Source organism: Shouchella xiaoxiensis (assembly GCF_016907895.1).
GTDB lineage: Bacteria > Bacillota > Bacilli > Bacillales > Bacillaceae_D > Shouchella > Shouchella xiaoxiensis.
In genome coordinates, this window is the sequence record NZ_JAFBCV010000010.1 from 77,451 (window position 1) to 97,198 (window position 19,748).

The following is a 19,748-nucleotide window of genomic DNA, read 5'->3' on the forward strand; positions in this document are numbered from 1 at the left end:
AACCAGCGCAACATTTGCTTTTCTACTCATACGCTTACCTCCGCTATTTTTTTATTATTGGAACCATCGTACATTTAATCAAACAATAAAAACGCCTGCACAGCAATTGGTCCAAGCATTTTATTAAACATAAATTGAATTTATAAGTTAACCACGTTGTCAAACGAAATTTGATCTCCATTAATCAACACGTCAATGATGTCATGCTTCGAGTCTAATGTTACTTTCCAGACATGCTCCACAGAGTCACTGCTTTCATTCAGATAACTGGTAAACAATCGATATCGTTCGTGGCTCCTCCACAATCATCATCAGCTTGTCGTTTGAATCACTGACTTCTTGTACGTGGTCAGATAAGAGATCGAGCTTACTAGCACTTAGCTGAGAAGAGCTGGTACAGGCCGATAAGAATAAAACCATAAATAGACTAATTACATACACACGTTTTTTCAAACTTTCACCCTTTTCACTTGCAATAGTTGAAGTTAGATATGGTAGTTACTTGAACTTGAAGAATTAGGTTTCATTTTTATATAGAAAGAGGCTGAAGCTGTGTGTTTTCTAGTAGTATTCGAGTTTTCGCCCCACTCATACGTTGCATCATCATGCTATTAACCTTCTAATAAAAGCAGTTCAATAGTCGTATTCCCTCACACTAAATTTATAAACAATTTAAATTTATAAGTTTATTTATACACTTTTTCTAGAACAATCTTGTTAAAAACGCTAGACACCTGACTAGCGCTTCTGTGTCAAAATTGACTCTAAATAATTTCGAATCAATTCCTTACTCTTCTCCCGGTTTATCTTAGCTGGCTCTAAATAAAGATTCAGCGCCATGCCGTTCATTAAGGCATAGAGCTTTTCTTGTTCCAGCTCCACATCAATTTCTTTTAGCACTCCCTCATTTTGCAGGAAAACGATGACATCCTTAATTGCCGTCTGCAAACCAACAAGATCAGGATTTAAATTTTTTTCTGTTTTGGCAAGCGTCACAAACGCAAACCAGACCTCCATTTCTAGTAAAGTTTGTTCATTCGTTGGGATGAACTCCAACAAATATTCGTTCATTTGCTCAACGGGTTCAAGCTTTTTTTCTTTCAACCGTTTGATCCGTTCAATTAGTTGTTCTTTAACAAGCTCAATCGCAAATTGAAGTAGACTTTCTTGATTTGAAAAATAATGTCTGAGCGCACCTTGCGACAACCCTGCTTCTTTGGCAATTGTTCTTGAAGTGGCATGCCGAAGGCCCTGCTCACTAATGACTTTCCACGTAACTGCGGCGATATGCTTTCTTCGCTCTTCGTGATCTACAATTTTTGGCATAGGTTTAGTATAGCAGTTTCTTTATTTAACTCAAGTGAAAGAAATCAATTGCAAGTTTTACTCAGCTATGATAGCTTTTATTTAACTCAGTTGAAAGAAAAAGAGGTGCACAGATATGAATGACTTGCTTATCCAATATCAATGGGAGATCTTCATCGGTTTAGAAGTACTTGGCTTCGCCGCCCTGATATTGTTTGGGTTAACCCGCTATAAGTTTCAAAAACAAGGGCTGTCGAAACTGTTTATTCTGCTCTTCATAGGCTTCACTGCGATTGAAGCACTGCTTGCCTGGTATATTTTTTCGTTAACAGGAGAAATCGGGACATTCCAAATCATCGTCAGTATCTTCGTGCTCTACGCGATTACGTTTGGTTATCAGGATTTTAAAAAGCTGGATCGCTGGATGAGAAAGAAGATCGATGTGGACGGCTTGTTAACGGAGCAGGACTACGAGGAGATGAGGAAACAAAAGGACCCGCGCTATCAATCAGCCCGCTATTTGAAAACGTGGCTCGCGCATTTAGCCGTATTTTTGCTAGCGCAAACGCTGTTTTTTGGACTAAGCGGGTTAAACTTCGAGCAGTCGCTTGCCTATTTAACCGATCTTAGCTGGTTTGACAGCGACACGTATGAACCTACACCATACGCAAATGAAATCCTCCACGGCATCGCGATGGTCTGGGGCATCGTATTTGTGATTGATTCGATTGTTTCGGCGACGTATATTTTTCAGCGGAAAGATAAGCCACAGGCAGACTAATTCCGATGATACACTGGAAGAAAAAGGAAAAAGGAGCGTCATCATGATGCGCTTTGCGATAAAATCAGTTGGTATAATCGTCGCCCTGTTCCTGCTTTTAATGAACTACGCTGCTTTCTCAATCTGGTCGTTTTCAAACGAAAATCAACTGGTCAAAACCGATGCGGCAGTCGTTCTTGGGGCTGCAATTTGGGATGGTACTCCCTCCCCTGTCTTCGCGGAACGGATTAACCATGCGATTTGGCTCTATCAACATGACTACGTCAACTTTCTCATTTTTACCGGTGGAAAAGGGGACGGTGAGCAGTACAGTGAAGCTGAGGTGGCACGGCAGTATGCGATCGAGCAAGGGATTGAATCAGAAGCTATTTTAACTGAGGAAGTGTCTACCATTACTGAAGAAAATCTGGAGCAAGCGCTGCTCGTATCAGCACAAGAACCAATCGAATCCTACGCAATTGTCAGCGATCCCCTTCATATGAAGCGAGCGATGATGATGGCAGATGATTTGGGAATGGAGGCTCACTCTTCCCCAACACAAACATCAGCCTATACGTCATGGAGTAGCCAAGCGCCATTCCTCGCGCGCGAAACGCTTTTCTACGTTGGGTATATGCTGGTTAAGCCGTTTCGGTAAGTAAAAAGGAGCACGATTATTGAACAAGAGGCCGACGAGGCTTCCTTATTTGCTTTACTGCAAACGGAAGGAAATGAATGGAACGATTATTTAACAAAGGATGCGCCGAGAATACAGGGACTCACTGAAGCACTTCATAACCTATGTCGCTTATGACGGAAACAAGCTATATGGCTTCTCGCGGTCGATCCTAGACGGTGCGTTTCATGTGCATGTTTGTGATTTGCTTGTTCACAAAAATGAACGAGGAAAAGGACTGGAAAAACGATTACCCTATCATACTGTGCTTGTTATGTCAGATGTTGATGACTACTACCAAAAGGTCGGCTATGAAAAATCGGTTTGGTTTTTGAAGTAAAGCTCTCATTCTTTATTGAGCTGATTTGGCTGAATTCCCACTTTACCAAAAGCTGCATTTTTTTAACAATTAAGGATGCGAAAAAATTTTTTAATTAATCCCACGTCAATCACTCTTTAAATAGGAAGCCCGTATAGTATACGGGAGGTGATAATACGTGGACTGTTGCAACTCAAATAATGAATGTTCTTGCAAAAATTCTGTACAAAAGTTCACTAAACCGAACCGCGTACAAGGCAGCACTACTGGTCCAACCGGTCCCGCTGGTCCGACAGGTCCCACCGGGCCATCAAATGGGAACACCGGCATCAACTTAACTGCCTATGGTTCCTTATTCGGAGTAAATGCTGATATTCTTAACACTCCAGGCACCCTATCATTTGAAGGGGCTACACCTGCCATAGGCATAACACCCAATTTGCCAAGTGAACTAGTCGTCGCACTTTCCGGTCTCTATCAGATCACAGCTACTTACCAAACCTCTCCAGGTACAGCTTCTGCTTTGGTTCAAGTCAATGGAGTAAGCATTGAAAACTCACTCACAAGTACGAGCTTCGGCAGTAGTGCGAGCACCACAATTCAGCTGCCGCTTAACGCTGGTGATCGTGTATCCTTATTTGCCCAAACTTTTGATCCAGGTTTTGGCGGTATCTTCGGACCAAGAAATTTAACGATTGCTCGCTTAGGTTCATAATCCTTTTTGAAAAACTCGCCTCGGCGAGTTTTTCATTTGTCTTATGGAATAAGATGCCTGATCGTCATCCTTCATTTGTCTGTTAAGTTGTATTTATCGAATAATTCGATTATCATTCATATTACTAGTGGTTCAACAGTTAATCTAACGCGATTTCTTCAATCTCCACAATCCGAATCTCACGGTTGTCTTCATAGCGGAATTGGATGCGGTAATTGCTGTTTCTCCCCTCTAATTCTAAATAGTTTTTCGATCCTTGATAGTCATTCGAGTGCAGCAATTCTTGAACTTCTGCTAGCATTTCAGTTGATGCCTCACTGTTTACATTCTCAAAGTTTGATTCCACAAGCATATCGTTTAGCCAATCAATCGTTGTCACCGTTCGGTCTTTCTCGATTGTGTACAACGTTGTGATGGTAAGAGTTAGCGCAAAGATTAAATAAAATGCTATCGTCTTTCTTTTTTCTGAACTCACTCTCATTCAGCTCCTTTCTTAAAGGTAAGCTACCCTGAGCAATCAGAATACAAACAAATGAAAAAGGAGCAATCGCCATGAAGCAAGGACTAATCCACCATATTGAGCTCTATGTATCGAATCTAGAAAAATCAAGTCAATTCTGGGGCTGGCTGCTCGAAGAACTTGGCTACAGTTCCTTTCAAGAATGGGACAAGGGATGCAGCTGGAAGCTCGGAGATAGCTACCTTGTCTTTGTGCAAACAGAGGAAAAATACCTCGACATCCCGTACCACCGCAAACGTGTCGGACTGAATCATCTCGCATTCCACGCATCCTCGCGGGAGCACGTCGATGCCCTCACGGAAGAGCTGAAAAGCAGGAATGTGAATGTTCTTTATCAAAAAACACATCCCTTCGCTGGTGGCCCGAGTCATTACGCCGTTTACTTTGAAGATCCGGACCGCATGAAGGTCGAGCTGGTGGCGGGGAGTGAATGATTTGCCGTTTTAAACTTAAACCGAGTAAATGCCTAGTAAACCATTTGCTTTATAAATTGCTTTATAAATTGAAAACCCATTCCTTCACCTCGAAGGAATGGGTTACGGTTACTATCTAGCTGCTTTCATCACAGGAACCCAAATCTCATTCGTGGTTTCCGTCACGTTCGTTGTAAATTCTGGCGCATCAGCAAGCTCATAACCGGAAGTAGGAAACCACTCTGAATAAATGCGTTCCCACGTCGTTAAGAGAGCCTCTGGCAGCTCACCCGTAGCGGTAAAAACAGCCCACGTATTTGCAGGAATCACATGTTCGTCAAATCCTGGTGGGCATGGTTTTGTTGATTCGACTGCGATGTAATAATCGACTTCACCGCTCTTTTTCGCTGTCGCTACATGAACAATTTGCTGAAAAGACGCTTCACGATCTGGCACCATACTCGCCTCAATCTCTTCAAGTGAATCCCACAGCTGCGGGTTAAAACCATTTTTATCAACGAGTACGTTTTCTTTCTTGCCAATAATCCTGAATGCCTCTTTCTCCACAAACCGATAGTTCATTTCAACATCTCCTTTTATCGATAGTTGGAAAGTCATTCGTGGATACGCTTTTAACGGTACATTTAAACCCTTAACCTTCTTTGGTAAAATTCCGTGGAGCGCTTGGAACGCTCGGGCAAATGCATCTGGTGAGTGGTAGCCGTATTTAATGGCAACATCAATGACGCGCATTTCCCGTTCTTTCAGATCAAAAGCGGCAAGCGTTAACCTCCTTCTTCGCACATACTCAGACAAAGGAATCCCGGCAATAAACGAAAACATTCGCTTGAAATGGTGCTCGGAAAAACAGGCGACCTTAGCGACTTCACTATAGTCAATCTCTTGGTCTAAATTGGCTTCAATGTATGCGATTGCCTCGTTTAAGGAATCAAGCGAATCCATCAACTAACCTCCCTTCTTTTGTAGACTATCAATATAAAGGCGACCAAACCCGATTTTCTATGTTCTTTTGTGTGGGTTCATCAATCAGAACCCGTTGACATCTAATGACCAACGGCATAAACTATAGGCATATAGTCAATACTGAAAAAACCTATACTGTAGTGGTTGCCTCCACTGCAGCATAGGTGAAAACAGATGAGTCAACTCAAAGGTTGGCGCATTGTTTTAAGCTCTACAAATAGCCCTTATTTGAGTATCGAGCTCGAGGGCTATTTGTCGTTTCTGAGAAGCAAAATCAACGTAATCAGTCCAATAATGAACATACCTGTACTAAAGCCTACAGTGATTACTAACGACATTGCTTCATAGATTGACAAGGCAAACACCCCCTCCCATACCGGAGTGTCGCCACCTTCGAGCTGTCTGTTTATACTTACAAAGAGTATAGCATACCCATTTCCCTAACAATTGCTAGCTTTTTTTCTGAAGATCGCTGCTTCCACTTCAACAACCTCTTCCCTTTCACTCAATTACTTCTCAATATCCGATAGATACTTACATTCTTACTTTATGATAAGCCCCGTTGATTCGCTTGAAAATGATGAGTACAGTAATTTCGTCTTTGCTATAACATTAATTAGATCAAAAAACGCCCTAAGCCTCTTATTGTTTTAGCTGAAACACCTAAAATTATCCGCTGTTCACTTATATTTGTTAAGAGTCACTTTACAGGGCAATATCTATACTTTTTTGCTACAAAATGCTTCAATTGAATTAAAAGACTATAGATCGAAGAAAGGGAGTGGCTTATATGGTAACGATCCAAAAATGGGGCAATAGTTTAGCCGTTCGCATCCCCAGTGACCTTGCTAAACATTACGGATTAACACTTGGTTCACAAGTTGAGCTTGAGGGAACAAACGGAGGTATTTTTGTTCGACCTGTTGTAAACAAACCAACGCTTGATGGGTTACTCGCACAAATTAAAGAAAAAACAAACCCTCACTTAGAGTGTAGTTGGGAAAGAGCTAAAGGAAGAGAGTTTATTTAAGTCTATATGCACCGAGTTTAATCTTGCTTCCTGCATTACCACACACTGGTATTAAGCTCTGAAATTTTCACCCCAACAGTGCCTTGACATCATATATACGTTTTTATCATAAATCAGAACAACCAAACGTCGTTGTTCTTTTTTGTTGTGCTTGAGTCCGTTGCCGACAAAAGAAAAAAAAGATCGATATCGCTTTAAGCGATCGACCCTTTTTAGAATAATAACTTGTAATTTAACCTCTCCCTTTACACCGAACCATAATCATCAGCACGGTAATCGCAGTAAATGCGATTAATGCGAGAAACGGAATCGTAACAAAGCCAAACCAGTTGATGTACTGAGCGTTGCACGGCACTCCGTCCGTACAAGGAGAAAGCGGAGCGAAGCCGGGAATCTTTTGCATCATATAGTGATAGGTTGAGACAATCATCCCGGTAATCGACAGCGGAAGCACGTATTTCTTGATCTTGCGCTCTCCACTGTAAGCGGCAATGCCAAGAATTAAGCTGAGCGGATACATTAGAATTCGCTGGTACCAGCAAAACTCACATGGCACAAATCCTTTTATTTCACTGAAATAAAGACTTCCGAGCGTCGCTACTAGAGCGACCACCCAGGCGAGATAGAGGAGGTAATCCTGAATCGCACTTTTCATTACTCTCGCTCCATCTCAATTAAATCAACGATACTATCGTATTCAAATGGGTTTGTGACTTTATAGTTGTTCACCATAATTGTTGGCGTTTGCGTCACTTCGAAACGATTGATTAGCTCCACATCAATTCCGATCTCGCTCTCGTATGCTTGATCTTCAATATCCTCAGATAACGTTTCTAAGTCAATGCTCGAATCAACGGACTCGGCAATTTCTAACAGTTTTTCACGCGTAACCCACTGTTCATCATGCTGCTGCGATTCGGGTTGGTTTCGATAAATTTCTTTATGAAAATCCCAAAATGCTTCGGGCTGACGATCCCAAACTGACTCACTTGCCTGCGCCGCTAAGACCGATTCTCCGCCATGAAATGGTGTGTTGATATGGACAAACTGAACGATACCTGTATCAATGTATTCTTCTTGAAGGCGTGGAAAAACCGTTTCATCCCAAGCTTTGCATGATGGACATTTGTAATCACCGAATTCGATTACTTGAATAGGAGCTGTCTCGTCGCCGAGTACAGGTTGTCCTTCAATCGATGGTGCTACGTCAAATTCCGTGGCAATATCTTCTATTCCATTTGATTGATTCATAAAGACGACGATGAACACTGCTATGATCACAACGCCTACTGTTCCGCCGACTAACACTTTGCTGTTCATTTGCTATCCCTGCTTTCTGCTAAATAAACTAATCTATGATTCCTATCTAGTATACAAGAGTTCAATTCCATTCTGAATGTCGATTGTGTCAATTCTATAAACTAATTGGAGAGAAAAGAGTAATTACTTAAAGAAAATCCCCATCTATAAATCGACTAATAAACAGGAATCCAGTCACTCAACCAAATTTCCCGAGGAAACATAATTGAAATAGAAGGATAGACATCGATTGTGTCGAATCATGTATTTTATAAAGATGGAATTACTTATCTAGAATAAGCGTTAATTTGATAAATGAATTCTTAATATAAAACAATATGCAGTTTAAGTACCTTCAAACCGCCTAAGCTGCAACTTCCATTTATATTCATGTTGCTAATAAGTGAGGTGAAACATGAAAGGAACTAGAAAAAAGGATGGTTCCCTAAACTATTTTCGTTTATTATTTTTATCATCAATTGTCGTTCTCTTAATACGTACTGATGCACTTGAAGAAACAAGTAGCGGTTATTGGGGTATTCCTGAGAATCATATCTCAATCGAAGGCTATGTTGTATCCAAAAGAATGAATGAAATATGGATTGCGGATCAGCAATTGACTATTCTTGAGAGAATAAATGGTTTTTTCACTTCTAATTACGGTAAAAGCACCGTTATTGTTATGAAACATGCCGAAGCGCAACAGAAACATATGCTTAGCCAAGCTAAGATAAATCAAAAAATAGTGGTCTACAGTGAAAACATAAGAGAGTCCAATCCCCCTAGTACGCTGTCTTATTATATCGAGTTAAAATAGCAGGTTGTTTAAAGCAATTTACTCTTTTGAATATATTTCTGTTTCCTAGGGGATTCTCTTCTAAGCCTCAAATTAAAATGAAACGTAAAAAGCGCCCATCTCACAATGGACGCTTTTTCATTTACTTCTTCACTCGCAGCAATCGCAAGCTGTTTAACGTCACGAGCAGCGTTGCTCCCATGTCTGCTAAGATGGCAATCCAGAGCGTGAGCCAGCCTGGAATGACAAGCAGGAGGGCGATTAGCTTTAGTCCGAGCGATAACGTAATGTTTTGCTTGATAATGGTTAATGCTCTTCTGCTAAGCGCAATCGTGTACGGAAGCTTTTCTAAGTCGTCGCCCATGAGTGCGACGTCTGCTGTTTCGAGCGCCGTATCGGTACCGGCTCCTCCCATCGCAATTCCTACGCTTGAGGCGGCGAGTGCTGGCGCATCGTTTACGCCGTCACCGACCATCGCGACGCTGCCGTATTGTTCGCGAAGTGCTTTAACAGCCGAGAGCTTTTCGTCAGGTAGGAGCTCAGCTTTGACGGAACTGACACCGAGGCGCTTGGCAATCGCCGCGGCCGTTTTTGGGTCATCACCCGTGAGCATGACCGATTCTTTAATACCGATTTCGTTAAGTCGTTTTAAAACGGAGCGGCTGTTTTCTCTTGCTTCATCGGCGACACCGATTACAGCCTTTACACCGCGCTCGTTGCCGACAATCATCACCGTATTGCCTTCTGATTGTAGCGTGTTGAGCGTTGTTTTGATCTCATTCGAAAACGTTAGCTGCAAGTCCTCTACAAACAGCTGCTTGTTTCCAATCCAAGTCGTTTCTCCGTTCAGCGTCGCCTTAACGCCCTTCCCGGTAATCGATTGGAAGTCGATTAATTCTTTTTCTTTGTAGTCAACGCCGAGCTTATCCACTTTTCGTACAATCGCACCTGCAAGCGGATGCTGAGAGTAGGCTTCAATCGCTGCCACCGTTGACCAGACATTCTCATCACTGTCGTCACTGACATTGTTAAAATACGTGACGGCCGGATGGCCTTTTGTCAGCGTGCCTGTTTTATCGAAAGCGACCGCTTTAACATGACCGAGCTCTTCTAGATACACGCCACCTTTGATTAAAACACCTTGCTTTGCCGCGTTGCCAATCGCCGTTACGATCGCCACTGGCGTGGAGATGACAAGGGCACATGGACAACCAACCACAAGGACGGCTAAGCCTTGATAAATCCACGCTTCCCAGCTCGCGCCCGCGATAAGCGGTGGCAAAATGGCCACGAACAGCGCGACAACCATAATTGCCGGAGTGTAATACTTAGCAAAACGGTCGATAAAGCTTTGTGATGGCGCCCGCTCTTCCTGCGCTTTCTCGACAAGATGAATAATCTTCGAGAGCGTCGTGTCTTTAACGAGCTTTGTCACTTCCACTTCAAGATAACCTTCCGTATTTAGCGTTCCGGCATAAACCGGATCGCCTGCCTTTTTCTCAACCGGGATCGACTCTCCGGTAATGGCGCTTTGATTAATCGACGAATGGCCTTTTGTGACAACGCCATCCATCGCTAACTTTTCACCCGGTTTAATCTTTAACATGTCGCCAATTAAAATCTCGCTCACGCGCAACGTCAGCTCTTCGCCATTTCGCAGAACAGTCGCTTTTTTCGGCGCAATATTCATTAACGAACGGATGCTACGACGTGCGCGATCCATGGAGAAGCGCTCAAGCTGTTCACTGATCGCAAACAGAATCACAACAAGCGCACCTTCCCCCCACTCACCGATAATCGCTGCCCCAATCACGGCAACGAACATTAACGTCTTCATATCAAAAGTGAGGCGAACTAGGTTCTGCAAGCCAACTTTGAATAAGGAGTAACCTCCAATCACAATTGATGCAAAAAAGGCGCTTACCGTAAATACGTGTTCCTCTCCATTTACGAGCTGACTCGTAAAGCCTAGCCCAATAAATAGTGCGGCCAATAGAACATGCCAGTATTTCATTAAAAACGATTGTGGTTTTGTTTCGGATTCATCAAGCTCTTCGCCTTCTGGGCGAACCCGTAACTGTTCAAACGCGCCCGCTTTTTCAAGCTGTGGGATCGTCGCTGAACCGTACACGGTAATTTTGGAAGCCATGAAATTAACTTCCGCGTCCTTCACACCATCAATGCGCTTGACGTTTTTCTCAAACGTACCGGCACAGCCTGCACATGAAAATCCTTCAACTCGGTAAACATGCTCTTCTTGTCTTTTTTCCATGGTTTACTCCTGTCCGTGAGCCATTGCCATCGTCACTAATGTAATCACATGAGGATCATCTAATGAATAAAAAACGAGTTTCCCTTCTTTTCTGCTTTTAGCAATGCGTAAATTACGTAAGTGCCGAAGATGATGGGAAGCCGTTGCGTTCGACGTTCCAATAATATTTGCTACATCACAGACACATAGTTCGTTTTCCTGTGTTAAAGCAAAAGCAATCTTTAGGCGCGTCTCGTCAGCAAGCGCCTTAAATATATCCGCAGCTTCGATAAACGTCTGCTGCTCAACCACTTTTGAAATGCGGTTTACTTTCTCTTCGTCGTGACAAACGACTTCACATGTATCATTTGTCGTTGCTTCCATCTTTATGTTAGCCATTTTGCTGCCTCCTTCATTCTAACATTCAAACGATCATTTGTTTATTATATTATTCCTCTTTAAAAAATGTGTCAAGACTCTCGGTTTATTTTTAAATAAATGATATTGACAATCATTCTCATCTAACTTATATTTTTTATAGCATGTTACTACATACGCTTTATCAGAGGAGAAGACAACGTGAAAAAAGCATTCATCAATATGACAGCTGCATCCCTTATTCTATTGCTCGGTGCCTGTGGACAAGACGCTACTGGCGATGAGGAAAATGCAGGCACAGAAGAAGATAACACAGGCACGATCACCTATGAGTCTGAGAACGGACCTGTAGAAGTTCCGGCGAACCCAGAGCGTGTTGTTGTTCTCGCTTTTGCTGGAAACGTAATGGCCCTCGATGTCCCTTTAATTGGAGTGGATTCTTGGTCAAAAACAAACCCGCGATTCGCTGAACAATTAGACGGGGTCGAAGAAGTTTCCGACGAAAACCTGGAGAAAATCATTGAGCTTGAGCCAGACTTAATTATTGGCTACTCAACGATTAAAAATGTCGACAAGCTCGAGCAGATTGCTCCAGTTGTGACCTATACATACGATGGTGTTGATTATTTAGAACAGCATATTGAAATCGGCAAGCTGTTAAATAAGGAAGAAGAAGCGACGGCATGGGTTGATGATTTTAAAGCACGTTCGAAAGAAGCCGGTGACGATATTCGCGCCCATATCGGTGAGGACGCAACCGTTTCCGTTATTGAAAACTTCGATAAACAACTTTACGTTTTCGGCGATAACTGGGGCCGAGGAACGGAGATCTTGTACCAAGAAATGAAGCTCGAAATGCCTGAAAAGGTTGAGGAAATGGCGCTTGCTGATGGCTTTTATGCTCTATCAGTGGAAGTGCTTGATGAATACGCAGGCGATTACATGATCGTCAGTAAAACAGAAGAAACAGAGGGCTCGTTCCAAGATACGGAAACATATAAAAACATTGATGCTGTAAAAAATGACCGCGTTTTCCAAGTTGATGCGATGGAGTTCTACTTTAATGATCCACTGACATTAGACTACCAGCTTGAATTTTTTATCGAGCATTTCTTAAACAGTAACTAAATCAGAACTGCATGCAGGAATTCTCTTGAGAGGATTCCTGTTTGCTTGATGAGGGAGATTGGATGGAACGATTAGGAACAAAGCGATTCTCATTTCTAGTAAAACTAATACTAGCACTTCTCATTCTTTGCGCCGCATTTGTTCTCGCCCTGACGTTCGGCGCCGCACAAACAACCGTTCAAGATGTCGGGCAGGCATTGTTTAACACAAGTCGCTCCGATGTTGTCATAATGCTTCGTGAAATTCGTATTCCTCGCGTTGTTGCGGCAATTGTCGTTGGCGCAGCCTTAGCCGTTTCCGGGGCGATCATGCAAGGTCTGACGCGGAATCCGTTGGCAGATCCAGGCTTAATCGGCTTAACCGCCGGAGCAAACGCCGCGCTCGCCTTAACGATTGCCTTGCTGCCTTCGGTCAATTATTTTGGCTTAATGATTAGCTGTTTTATTGGAGCAGCGATTGGTGCTCTGCTTGTTTTTGGAGTTGGGACTTCGCAAAGAGGCGGTTTGTCCTCGTTTCGCATCATCTTGGCGGGGGCGGCGATCTCGCTGTTTCTTCATGCCGTCGCTGAGGGGATTGGCTTGTATTTTAAGATTTCTAAAGACGTATCGATGTGGACCGCAGGCGGGCTAATCGGCACGTCTTGGGGACAGCTACAGCTTGTTATTCCTGTTGTTGTGATTGGACTCATCGCAGCTGTTCTATTTGCGAAACAATTGACCGTGCTTAGCTTAAGTGAAGAGGTTGCCACGGGGCTTGGACAGCGTATTTTCTTAATCAAAGTCGTCTTATTTATTGTGACCGTTATCTTAGCAGGAGCAGCCGTTTCGCTTGCGGGCAATCTCGTCTTTGTTGGCTTAATGATCCCTCACATTGTGCGAATGCTTGTCGGCATGGACTACCGCGCCATTATTCCAATGTCCGCCGTAATTGGCGCACTCTTTCTTGTGCTCGCCGATACAACCGCGCGCACGCTCCATGCGCCGTTTGAAACGCCGATGGCCGCAATTGTTTCCTTAATCGGGCTGCCTTTCTTTTTACTAATCGTCCGAAAAGGAGGCAAAACATTATGATCACAAATGCGTACAAAAAGCGTTATAAATGGATTGTTGTTGGTATCCTAACTGGTCTGCTTGCGACGACTCTGCTTGGAATCAGCATCGGCTATTCCTCTGTCTCCATTGACCGCATCATCCCGACCCTGCTTGGAAACGGCTCTTTTAAAGATGAGTTCGTGCTTTTTTCGATCCGCTTGCCGCGGATGATGATCACGCTGCTTGCTGGAGTCGGACTGGCCTTATCAGGAGCGATTTTACAAGGCGTCACCAAAAACGACTTAGCTGATCCCGGTATTATCGGTATCAATGCTGGTGCCGGGGTAGCGATTACGCTGTTTTACTTATTTTATCCATTAGATACGGGCATCTTTGTTTTCATCCTGCCGCTTGTTGCTTTTTCAGGTGCGATGGTCACCGCTCTGCTTATCTATGCGTTTTCCTATGAACGGAATCGCGGCATTCAGCCTGCTAAACTCATCCTAACTGGGGTCGGGTTTTCAATGGCGCTTTCCGGCTTAATGATTGTCCTTATCTCGTCATCCGACAGTCAAAAAGTTGATTTCATTGCCCGCTGGCTTGCCGGGAATATCTGGGGCTATGATTGGTCGCTGATTCTCTCGATCTTGCCGTGGTTTCTCCTGCTCGTCCCGTTTATTTTGTATAAAAGTCACCAATTGAATGTCTTAGGTTTAAGTGAGGACGTCACGATTGGAATTGGTGTTTCCTTGCAAAAACAACGCACGCTCGTCTTGCTTGCGGCTGTTGCGATCGCTGCCGTCAGCGTTTCCGTGACCGGTGGCGTCGCTTTTGTTGGCTTGATGGCCCCCCATATCGCTCGCTCCCTCGTCGGTCCACGCCATCAGTTTTTCCTGCCTATTACAATGTTGCTGGGCGGATGGCTGTTGCTAACGGCGGACACGATCGGACGCAACGTGCTTGAACCAGATGGCATACCCGCGGGAATTGTTGTTTCGTTAATTGGTGCGCCTTATTTCATTTATCTGCTGATGAGAAAGCCGTGACCACAAAACCCCCATGTCAGCTAAGGCAACATGGGGGTTTTGTGTTATTCAGTTTTGTAGTAAGCGAGTACATCTTGCCAGCTACTTGGCGTTTCTCTCCCCTGCTCAAAGGAAGCGACTTGTGCGAGTTCATCTAATTTGGCTTTTGCAGCTGCCGTAAGGGTTGCATCCATTCCCGCTTCTTGTAGCATGTCGATGGAACCTTGGAGTTCAAATGCTCTTCTTTTTGCATGAACGGCACTGCCAGTGACAAGACGATTTAACGTGTCTTTGAATGAATGGCTGTCCATTGTTTCTTCAAGCGAATCGATCACTTCTGTTGAGACATCAAAGGTTTCGGCAGCTTGAAGCGTTTCCAAGTATAAACCAACAATTCCCTTCATAAACACACTCCGAATTAGCTTTACAGCTGAGGCATCTCCTGCCTTTTCCCCAACACGGGTGATATTCATTTGATAAGGCTTCATTTTCTCAATAAATAAATCTGCGCCCGTTCCACTTGCTGAAATCGGCACTTTATGTTGGTAGACGGGCAAGGGTCCGAGCATAGCTGCATCTACAAATTTTACATGGCGAGCCGTTAAGTTCTTTTCAATTTCCTGCTTTACGCGCGGTGTTGACGCCGAAACATCAATGTAGAGTACCTGTTTATTTTGAAGTTGCGCTTGAATCGATTCACTTACTTCAATCGTTTTACTTGCTGGCACCGCCACAAATAAGACGTCTGGGTTAATCAACACATCGCCTAATTGTCGCTTCAATTCAACTCCAGCCCGCTGTGCCCGCTCCTCTATTTGTTTCCCGGCTTCTGGATGTTCGCGCATCACATCATACGCTTGAATGCTCTCTATTCCTTCCGCTTTTAAACCGCGAGAAAGCTCGTAACTAGCCTCACCAAAGCCAACAAAACTAATCTTCAAACCAATCACCTTCCGTAAAAATCATAATCTTTCCTATTTCTTGCGTTTTATTTATTACCATAAGAAGGGTTAGCTTGAACTAGCTACGAAACTTCCACCGCAGTTGCTACTAATTCTTGTACCCGTTATGGTAATCAATCTCTTGCAAGGTTTCCCCGACATTTTTCAACCGTTTTGAAATCGCCTCTGATTGATCTCTCGGAATCGCACTAATCATATAATCGACTAAAAAAATCGTCGAGACAATTGAGTTATGTGACGCAATACTATTAGCCGGACACGTAACAACAACATCTGCATGAGGAACAACTGGCGAGGAGTAATTATCGGTAATAGCGAGAATACGCACGCCTTTTTTCTTCGCTTGCTCGACGTATTGAATCAATCGTTTCCCGTAACGAGCATAGCTCACTGCAATAAGCAGGTCGCCTTTGGACATCCCAACGACATCATCAATCCAATCGCTCGAATCGGCAATCGTCAGCTTGCTGTTCCCTAGCATCCGATTTAAATTGTGCGTAAGGTACTGAGCAACCGGCAGTCCGCTTCGCACGCTCGTACAAAAAATCCGTTTAGCAGAATAAATCTGCTTGATTGCTCCATCCAAGCTGGTTTCTGAATTCAACTGGATCGCTTTTTGAATCTGCTCCATTTGCAATGCATAATGACGCTGCCAATCTTCACGATAGGGCTGCTGTTTTAAATTCTGCTCAAGCCTCATTTGCGGCGTTGCTTCTTCTTTTAATAGTGTATGAAGGTTTTTTTGAAATTCAGTGTAGCCTGTATAGCCGACGCTGTTCATCAAACGCATCACCGTTGTTGTGCTTGTCCCCACTTCTTTTGCTAGCTGTTCAACCGTCATAAATCCGACATCGTTGTAATGCTGAATAATGTAATCAACCACTAACTTTTGTGATTTCGGTAACGAAGCAACCTCTGCTTTTAATACATCAATTGGATTTTTCATTGCCCTTCAACTCCAAGCTCGTAGACTTTCTTCTCATCGTTATCATAACGAACTTGGGAAAAGCTGTCTAATTCATACGGTGTCTTACGTTAACCATTTTGGACGGATATTGCCTTTCGCGATTTCACTTAACCGGTTTTCTTCATACGTTCGTTTTTCTTCTGCCCGAGTCAGCGTTTCTTCTACTTTTTCTCTTGGTATAACAATAACCCCATCCGCATCACCCATGATGAAATCACCTGGTTGTATGAGACGATTGCCACATTCAATGACGCGATTAATCGTGCCTGGACCTTTTTTCGTCGGTCCTTCTGGAATCGCGCCTTTACTAAACACTGGTAAGGATGCCTGAGACAATGTGTGATAATCACGGATAAGACCGTCGATGATAAACCCATTTAATTCAAGTGCTTCAGCAGCAGCGGCCATTAATTCACCAATGACCGCTTTTGTGCGATAGCCATTGGCAGATACAACAAGCACATGGCCCGGGCTAGAGTGATAGATTGCATGATGCACAGCTAGATTATCGCCTTCGTGGACATCAATCGTAACCGCCGAACCAACAACGACGGAATTAGGGTTACACGGTTTTATCTCTTCATTCATTACAACCGGCTCGTCAATACAGTCGCTTAGGAGCGTTGTGCTGAGTTTCTGCGCCCGGTCAATCCATTCTTTCGGTAGTACTTCTGGTGCGCTCTCTATTTGAATCATGTTACTGAGTCTCCTTTTTTTCATTCTTTTTTTTGAAGTAGGAAAGCAAGTATCCAGCGAAAGCAGCAATAGAGGTCATAAAATAAACCACTTTTGCTATATTCTCATTAAGTCCGCTTACCCAACCGCCTTGCAACGTTACTAAACCAATTAATTGTCCGATTACGAGAACCGTACCGAGTAACGTAAACAAACATACCGCTCCGATAAATACAGTCATTACTATTTTTCTCATATAAACCTCCTAAATAGGTATTGGGATGATTCCCATTCCAATTAACCAGCTGATGATCATAAGCGGAATCGTATAGAACAGCAGGAGTGGAATGTACGTTTTTTCCGCACCGATCTTAGCCATACCCGTTGCTACGTAAATGGGTCCTGACGTTGGCGTACTACCCTCTGTTGCACCGAACATCATAATTGTCACTACTGCTAGCAGTGGATCAACACCGACGGCAGTCAACGCACCAAATGAAGCTAGCCCGATCGTCGCAATCGTTGCACTTGTCGCAAGCGGCGTGGCCACTAAGGTGATGACAATTCCCACAATGGCTACCATCAGACCCTTTGGTACATCAAAGGAAGTCATTAATGCTTGTAGCTGTTCCGTTAAACCGATTTCATTTAACACGGCACTTGTCGCAAATGTAAAAATCAAGACAGGCCCGATGACAAAATAAGAAGGTGCAGTCTTCTCAAAGAAATCAAGCCACTGACTTTTCCCTTTAGGCAGATGATTTCGTCCAACTGCTAACGTAAACAGAATCATAAATACAGGAACCCATACAATAAACGAGATCGAATCCATTGCTTCGGCACCAACTGTTTCAAGTGTTAAAAACCAGTTTGCAAGCGGACCAAAGTTTATGATGAGCGGTATGACAATCCCTAAAAAGATTAAGAGCGACGTCCAACCAGCTTTCATTGATTGGGAGAACGGCTGAATAAGATCCGCATGGACCGGCTGTATCTTGTATTTCTTTGTCATAATAAAGACAACAACAACCCGATGAATGAGCGCATATAAACCGGCTACATACAATGCTAAGAAAAGTTCACTCTGCCCAACCGTTGCGGCAACTGGTGCAAATCCTAACATAATAAACATCGTCGAGTTTGGCGGAATGATGCTTCCAAACCCAGAGTTCCCAGCAACAATTGAAGCAGCATGTTCTTTTCGCCAGCCAGAGCGTTCCATCCACGGAATCGTAATGGAACCAGTTGTAGCGGCAATTCCCGATCCTGACCCTGCTACTAACGCAAATAAACCAGAACCAAATGTGTTCACATATGCTGCGCCCCCAGGCAACCTACCGATTAAGGAATTTAGAATTTGAATAATTCTTCCAATTAAACCGGTGTAATTGATTAATTGTGCCATAAAGATAAACGCTAGAGAGGCAAATACCACCTCATGTGTAAGCCCTCTCATTAAACTCGGAAAAAATAGTTCAAGCGCTCGCTCACCTGAAAACGCCAGCGTTACCAAAAAACCAAGAATCATCGCTTCCCCAATATTTCGTTTCGTAAAAATTGCCCAAAACAAGATAATCGCAATAAATGAGACTAAGGCCCAAACAGCCGTATCCATGTCCATTCCCCCTTTTGTATTATTTAATACATAAATTATAATTTAGTAATATATATTACGTAGAGATTATACTAGCATCTTTCAATCACAATGTAAACGTATTCATTTGAAAAATGTCAAAATAACTCGAAAATCAGGTCATTTAAGCAATGAAAAAGACTTCTTACATGGGGTTTGTACATAAGAATAAGTGGAGTGTAATGATCGGTTCGCTGTCTCAATCAAATCTGCTCGGCAGCTTGATAACTCTCAATAGTTACCATTCATTCCATTTCAAATAAATCCCAAAAACTGTTTAAAAGAGCGTTTTTCTACGATATACTAGTAAGAACCGAGCGGGTCACATTGAACCGCTTATGAAAAGAAGGAGGTGGAAAAAATGAGTGAAAAGAGCCATCGCGCTATTGATAACGAAGCGCTCATGGTTGCGATTAAAGAACTATCTACTGGTGTGAAGAACTTAAATACGAAGGTTGAAACGATGGATGCAAAGATAGACACATTGGATTTGAAGATTAATTCCGTAGAGGATCGATTAACTGCCAAGATCGACGCGATGGATGTAAAAATTGATTCTGTCGAAGAACGATTAAATACAAAAATCGACTCTGTCGAACAAAAATTAAGCGATAAGCTGTACGATTTCGATGAAAAAGTTTCAATTTTAGCAGAAGACCTTATGTTGACAAGGGCCGATATTAAGCGAATGAAACGAGCTAAATAAGTCTACACGTTATCGATTGCAGTTAAGCGATTTCCTTTTACAAAGCGTTAGGCATATTTCTAGGTTAATGGCGACTCTTACCCATTCACATAGTAGATCCATTTCAAAAATAGATCTAGAAAAAGAATACGAACCGTCAAATAACTCATGCCTAGCTGAGAGATGTTCAGTTGGG

25 protein-coding genes are annotated in these 19,748 nt (G+C 43.1%); 11 read left to right on the forward strand and 14 right to left on the reverse strand.

Annotated elements, in window-relative coordinates; translation table 11 throughout:
• Positions 1 to 255: 255 nt before the first annotated feature.
• Entirely contained in the window at positions 256 to 453 is a 198-nt protein-coding gene (locus tag JOC54_RS15085) for a hypothetical protein (protein ID WP_204467092.1), read from the reverse strand.
• 285 nt (positions 454 to 738) lie between these two features.
• Positions 739 to 1,326, reverse strand: coding sequence for a TetR/AcrR family transcriptional regulator (locus tag JOC54_RS15090; RefSeq protein ID WP_204467095.1), 588 nt, complete (start codon positions 1,324 to 1,326; stop codon positions 739 to 741).
• A 115-nt stretch (positions 1,327 to 1,441) separates the two neighbouring features.
• Here JOC54_RS15090 and JOC54_RS15095 point away from each other — a divergent pair, with 115 nt between their 5' ends.
• From JOC54_RS15095 to JOC54_RS15110, 4 genes are all read left to right on the forward strand, one after another.
• Positions 1,442 to 2,086, forward strand: coding sequence for a hypothetical protein (locus tag JOC54_RS15095; RefSeq protein WP_204467097.1), 645 nt, complete (start codon positions 1,442 to 1,444; stop codon positions 2,084 to 2,086).
• A gap of 43 nt (positions 2,087 to 2,129) precedes the next feature.
• On the forward strand, positions 2,130 to 2,723 hold the full coding sequence (locus JOC54_RS15100; protein WP_204467099.1) for a YdcF family protein: 594 nt from the start codon (positions 2,130 to 2,132) through the stop codon (positions 2,721 to 2,723).
• Positions 2,724 to 2,823: 100 nt separating this feature from the next.
• The gene (locus JOC54_RS15105) at positions 2,824 to 3,081 is read left to right on the forward strand and encodes a GNAT family N-acetyltransferase (RefSeq protein ID WP_204467101.1); all 258 of its coding nucleotides are present in this window, start codon (positions 2,824 to 2,826) and stop codon (positions 3,079 to 3,081) included.
• Between the two features lie 157 nt (positions 3,082 to 3,238).
• Positions 3,239 to 3,775 (forward strand): hypothetical protein, encoded by a 537-nt coding sequence (locus JOC54_RS15110; protein WP_204467103.1) that lies wholly within the window; start codon positions 3,239 to 3,241, stop codon positions 3,773 to 3,775.
• A gap of 139 nt (positions 3,776 to 3,914) precedes the next feature.
• Here JOC54_RS15110 and JOC54_RS15115 read toward each other — a convergent pair whose 3' ends face one another.
• Complete coding sequence (locus JOC54_RS15115; protein ID WP_204467106.1) at positions 3,915 to 4,250, reverse strand: hypothetical protein; 336 nt, start codon at positions 4,248 to 4,250, stop codon at positions 3,915 to 3,917.
• A gap of 77 nt (positions 4,251 to 4,327) precedes the next feature.
• On the opposite strand from JOC54_RS15115, the gene JOC54_RS15120 reads away from it, so the two are divergent.
• A complete protein-coding gene (locus JOC54_RS15120) occupies positions 4,328 to 4,729 on the forward strand; it encodes a VOC family protein (protein WP_204467108.1) in 402 nt (133 codons plus the stop codon).
• Between the two features lie 111 nt (positions 4,730 to 4,840).
• Here JOC54_RS15120 and JOC54_RS15125 read toward each other — a convergent pair whose 3' ends face one another.
• Positions 4,841 to 5,671: an AraC family transcriptional regulator gene (locus JOC54_RS15125; protein ID WP_204467110.1), complete on the reverse strand. Its 831-nt coding sequence runs from the start codon at positions 5,669 to 5,671 to the stop codon at positions 4,841 to 4,843.
• A 269-nt stretch (positions 5,672 to 5,940) separates the two neighbouring features.
• On the reverse strand, positions 5,941 to 6,048 hold the full coding sequence (locus tag JOC54_RS23445; protein ID WP_367617813.1) for a putative holin-like toxin: 108 nt from the start codon (positions 6,046 to 6,048) through the stop codon (positions 5,941 to 5,943).
• A gap of 434 nt (positions 6,049 to 6,482) precedes the next feature.
• Here JOC54_RS23445 and JOC54_RS15130 point away from each other — a divergent pair, with 434 nt between their 5' ends.
• Positions 6,483 to 6,722 carry an AbrB/MazE/SpoVT family DNA-binding domain-containing protein gene (locus JOC54_RS15130; RefSeq protein ID WP_204467113.1) on the forward strand — a complete coding sequence of 80 codons (240 nt, stop codon included), beginning with the start codon at positions 6,483 to 6,485 and terminating at the stop codon, positions 6,720 to 6,722.
• Positions 6,723 to 6,954: 232 nt separating this feature from the next.
• On the opposite strand, the gene JOC54_RS15135 is transcribed toward JOC54_RS15130, so the two are convergent.
• Both JOC54_RS15135 and JOC54_RS15140 read right to left on the reverse strand, forming a co-directional pair.
• Positions 6,955 to 7,377, reverse strand: coding sequence for a disulfide oxidoreductase (locus JOC54_RS15135; protein WP_204467116.1), 423 nt, complete (start codon positions 7,375 to 7,377; stop codon positions 6,955 to 6,957).
• Entirely contained in the window at positions 7,377 to 8,042 is a 666-nt protein-coding gene (locus JOC54_RS15140) for a DsbA family protein (RefSeq protein WP_204467118.1), read from the reverse strand. Before JOC54_RS15140 ends, JOC54_RS15135 begins: the two co-directional genes overlap by 1 nt.
• 394 nt (positions 8,043 to 8,436) lie before the next feature.
• Here JOC54_RS15140 and JOC54_RS15145 point away from each other — a divergent pair, with 394 nt between their 5' ends.
• Positions 8,437 to 8,838, forward strand: a complete 402-nt coding sequence (locus JOC54_RS15145; protein WP_204467121.1) for a DUF3221 domain-containing protein — start codon at positions 8,437 to 8,439, stop codon at positions 8,836 to 8,838.
• Positions 8,839 to 8,959: 121 nt separating this feature from the next.
• Here JOC54_RS15145 and JOC54_RS15150 read toward each other — a convergent pair whose 3' ends face one another.
• Both JOC54_RS15150 and JOC54_RS15155 read right to left on the reverse strand, forming a co-directional pair.
• Positions 8,960 to 11,089, reverse strand: a complete 2,130-nt coding sequence (locus JOC54_RS15150; protein ID WP_204467123.1) for a heavy metal translocating P-type ATPase — start codon at positions 11,087 to 11,089, stop codon at positions 8,960 to 8,962.
• A gap of 3 nt (positions 11,090 to 11,092) precedes the next feature.
• Positions 11,093 to 11,467 carry an ArsR/SmtB family transcription factor gene (locus tag JOC54_RS15155; RefSeq protein WP_054792730.1) on the reverse strand — a complete coding sequence of 125 codons (375 nt, stop codon included), beginning with the start codon at positions 11,465 to 11,467 and terminating at the stop codon, positions 11,093 to 11,095.
• A gap of 201 nt (positions 11,468 to 11,668) precedes the next feature.
• On the opposite strand from JOC54_RS15155, the gene JOC54_RS15160 reads away from it, so the two are divergent.
• The 3 genes from JOC54_RS15160 (at position 11,669) to JOC54_RS15170 (ending at position 14,651) form a co-directional block, all read left to right on the forward strand.
• A complete protein-coding gene (locus JOC54_RS15160) occupies positions 11,669 to 12,574 on the forward strand; it encodes an iron-hydroxamate ABC transporter substrate-binding protein (protein ID WP_239586762.1) in 906 nt (301 codons plus the stop codon).
• 62 nt (positions 12,575 to 12,636) lie between these two features.
• A complete protein-coding gene (locus JOC54_RS15165) occupies positions 12,637 to 13,644 on the forward strand; it encodes a FecCD family ABC transporter permease (RefSeq protein ID WP_204467127.1) in 1,008 nt (335 codons plus the stop codon).
• A complete protein-coding gene (locus JOC54_RS15170; protein WP_204467129.1) occupies positions 13,641 to 14,651 on the forward strand; it encodes a FecCD family ABC transporter permease in 1,011 nt (336 codons plus the stop codon). Before JOC54_RS15165 ends, JOC54_RS15170 begins: the two co-directional genes overlap by 4 nt.
• A 44-nt stretch (positions 14,652 to 14,695) precedes the next feature.
• Here JOC54_RS15170 and JOC54_RS15175 read toward each other — a convergent pair whose 3' ends face one another.
• The 5 genes from JOC54_RS15175 to JOC54_RS15195 all read right to left on the reverse strand — a co-directional run bounded on the left by JOC54_RS15175 (position 14,696) and on the right by JOC54_RS15195 (position 18,849).
• Positions 14,696 to 15,580, reverse strand: coding sequence for a DUF1932 domain-containing protein (locus JOC54_RS15175; RefSeq protein WP_437183552.1), 885 nt, complete (start codon positions 15,578 to 15,580; stop codon positions 14,696 to 14,698).
• A gap of 100 nt (positions 15,581 to 15,680) precedes the next feature.
• Positions 15,681 to 16,538 carry a MurR/RpiR family transcriptional regulator gene (locus JOC54_RS15180; protein WP_204467133.1) on the reverse strand — a complete coding sequence of 286 codons (858 nt, stop codon included), beginning with the start codon at positions 16,536 to 16,538 and terminating at the stop codon, positions 15,681 to 15,683.
• Between the two features lie 84 nt (positions 16,539 to 16,622).
• Positions 16,623 to 17,255 carry an RraA family protein gene (locus tag JOC54_RS15185; protein WP_204467136.1) on the reverse strand — a complete coding sequence of 211 codons (633 nt, stop codon included), beginning with the start codon at positions 17,253 to 17,255 and terminating at the stop codon, positions 16,623 to 16,625.
• A gap of 1 nt (position 17,256) precedes the next feature.
• Positions 17,257 to 17,490 (reverse strand): hypothetical protein, encoded by a 234-nt coding sequence (locus JOC54_RS15190; RefSeq protein WP_204467138.1) that lies wholly within the window; start codon positions 17,488 to 17,490, stop codon positions 17,257 to 17,259.
• A gap of 9 nt (positions 17,491 to 17,499) precedes the next feature.
• Positions 17,500 to 18,849 (reverse strand): TRAP transporter large permease subunit, encoded by a 1,350-nt coding sequence (locus tag JOC54_RS15195; RefSeq protein ID WP_204467140.1) that lies wholly within the window; start codon positions 18,847 to 18,849, stop codon positions 17,500 to 17,502.
• Between the two features lie 379 nt (positions 18,850 to 19,228).
• On the opposite strand from JOC54_RS15195, the gene JOC54_RS15200 reads away from it, so the two are divergent.
• The gene (locus JOC54_RS15200) at positions 19,229 to 19,573 is read left to right on the forward strand and encodes a hypothetical protein (RefSeq protein WP_204467142.1); all 345 of its coding nucleotides are present in this window, start codon (positions 19,229 to 19,231) and stop codon (positions 19,571 to 19,573) included.
• Positions 19,574 to 19,748 lie beyond the last annotated feature (175 nt).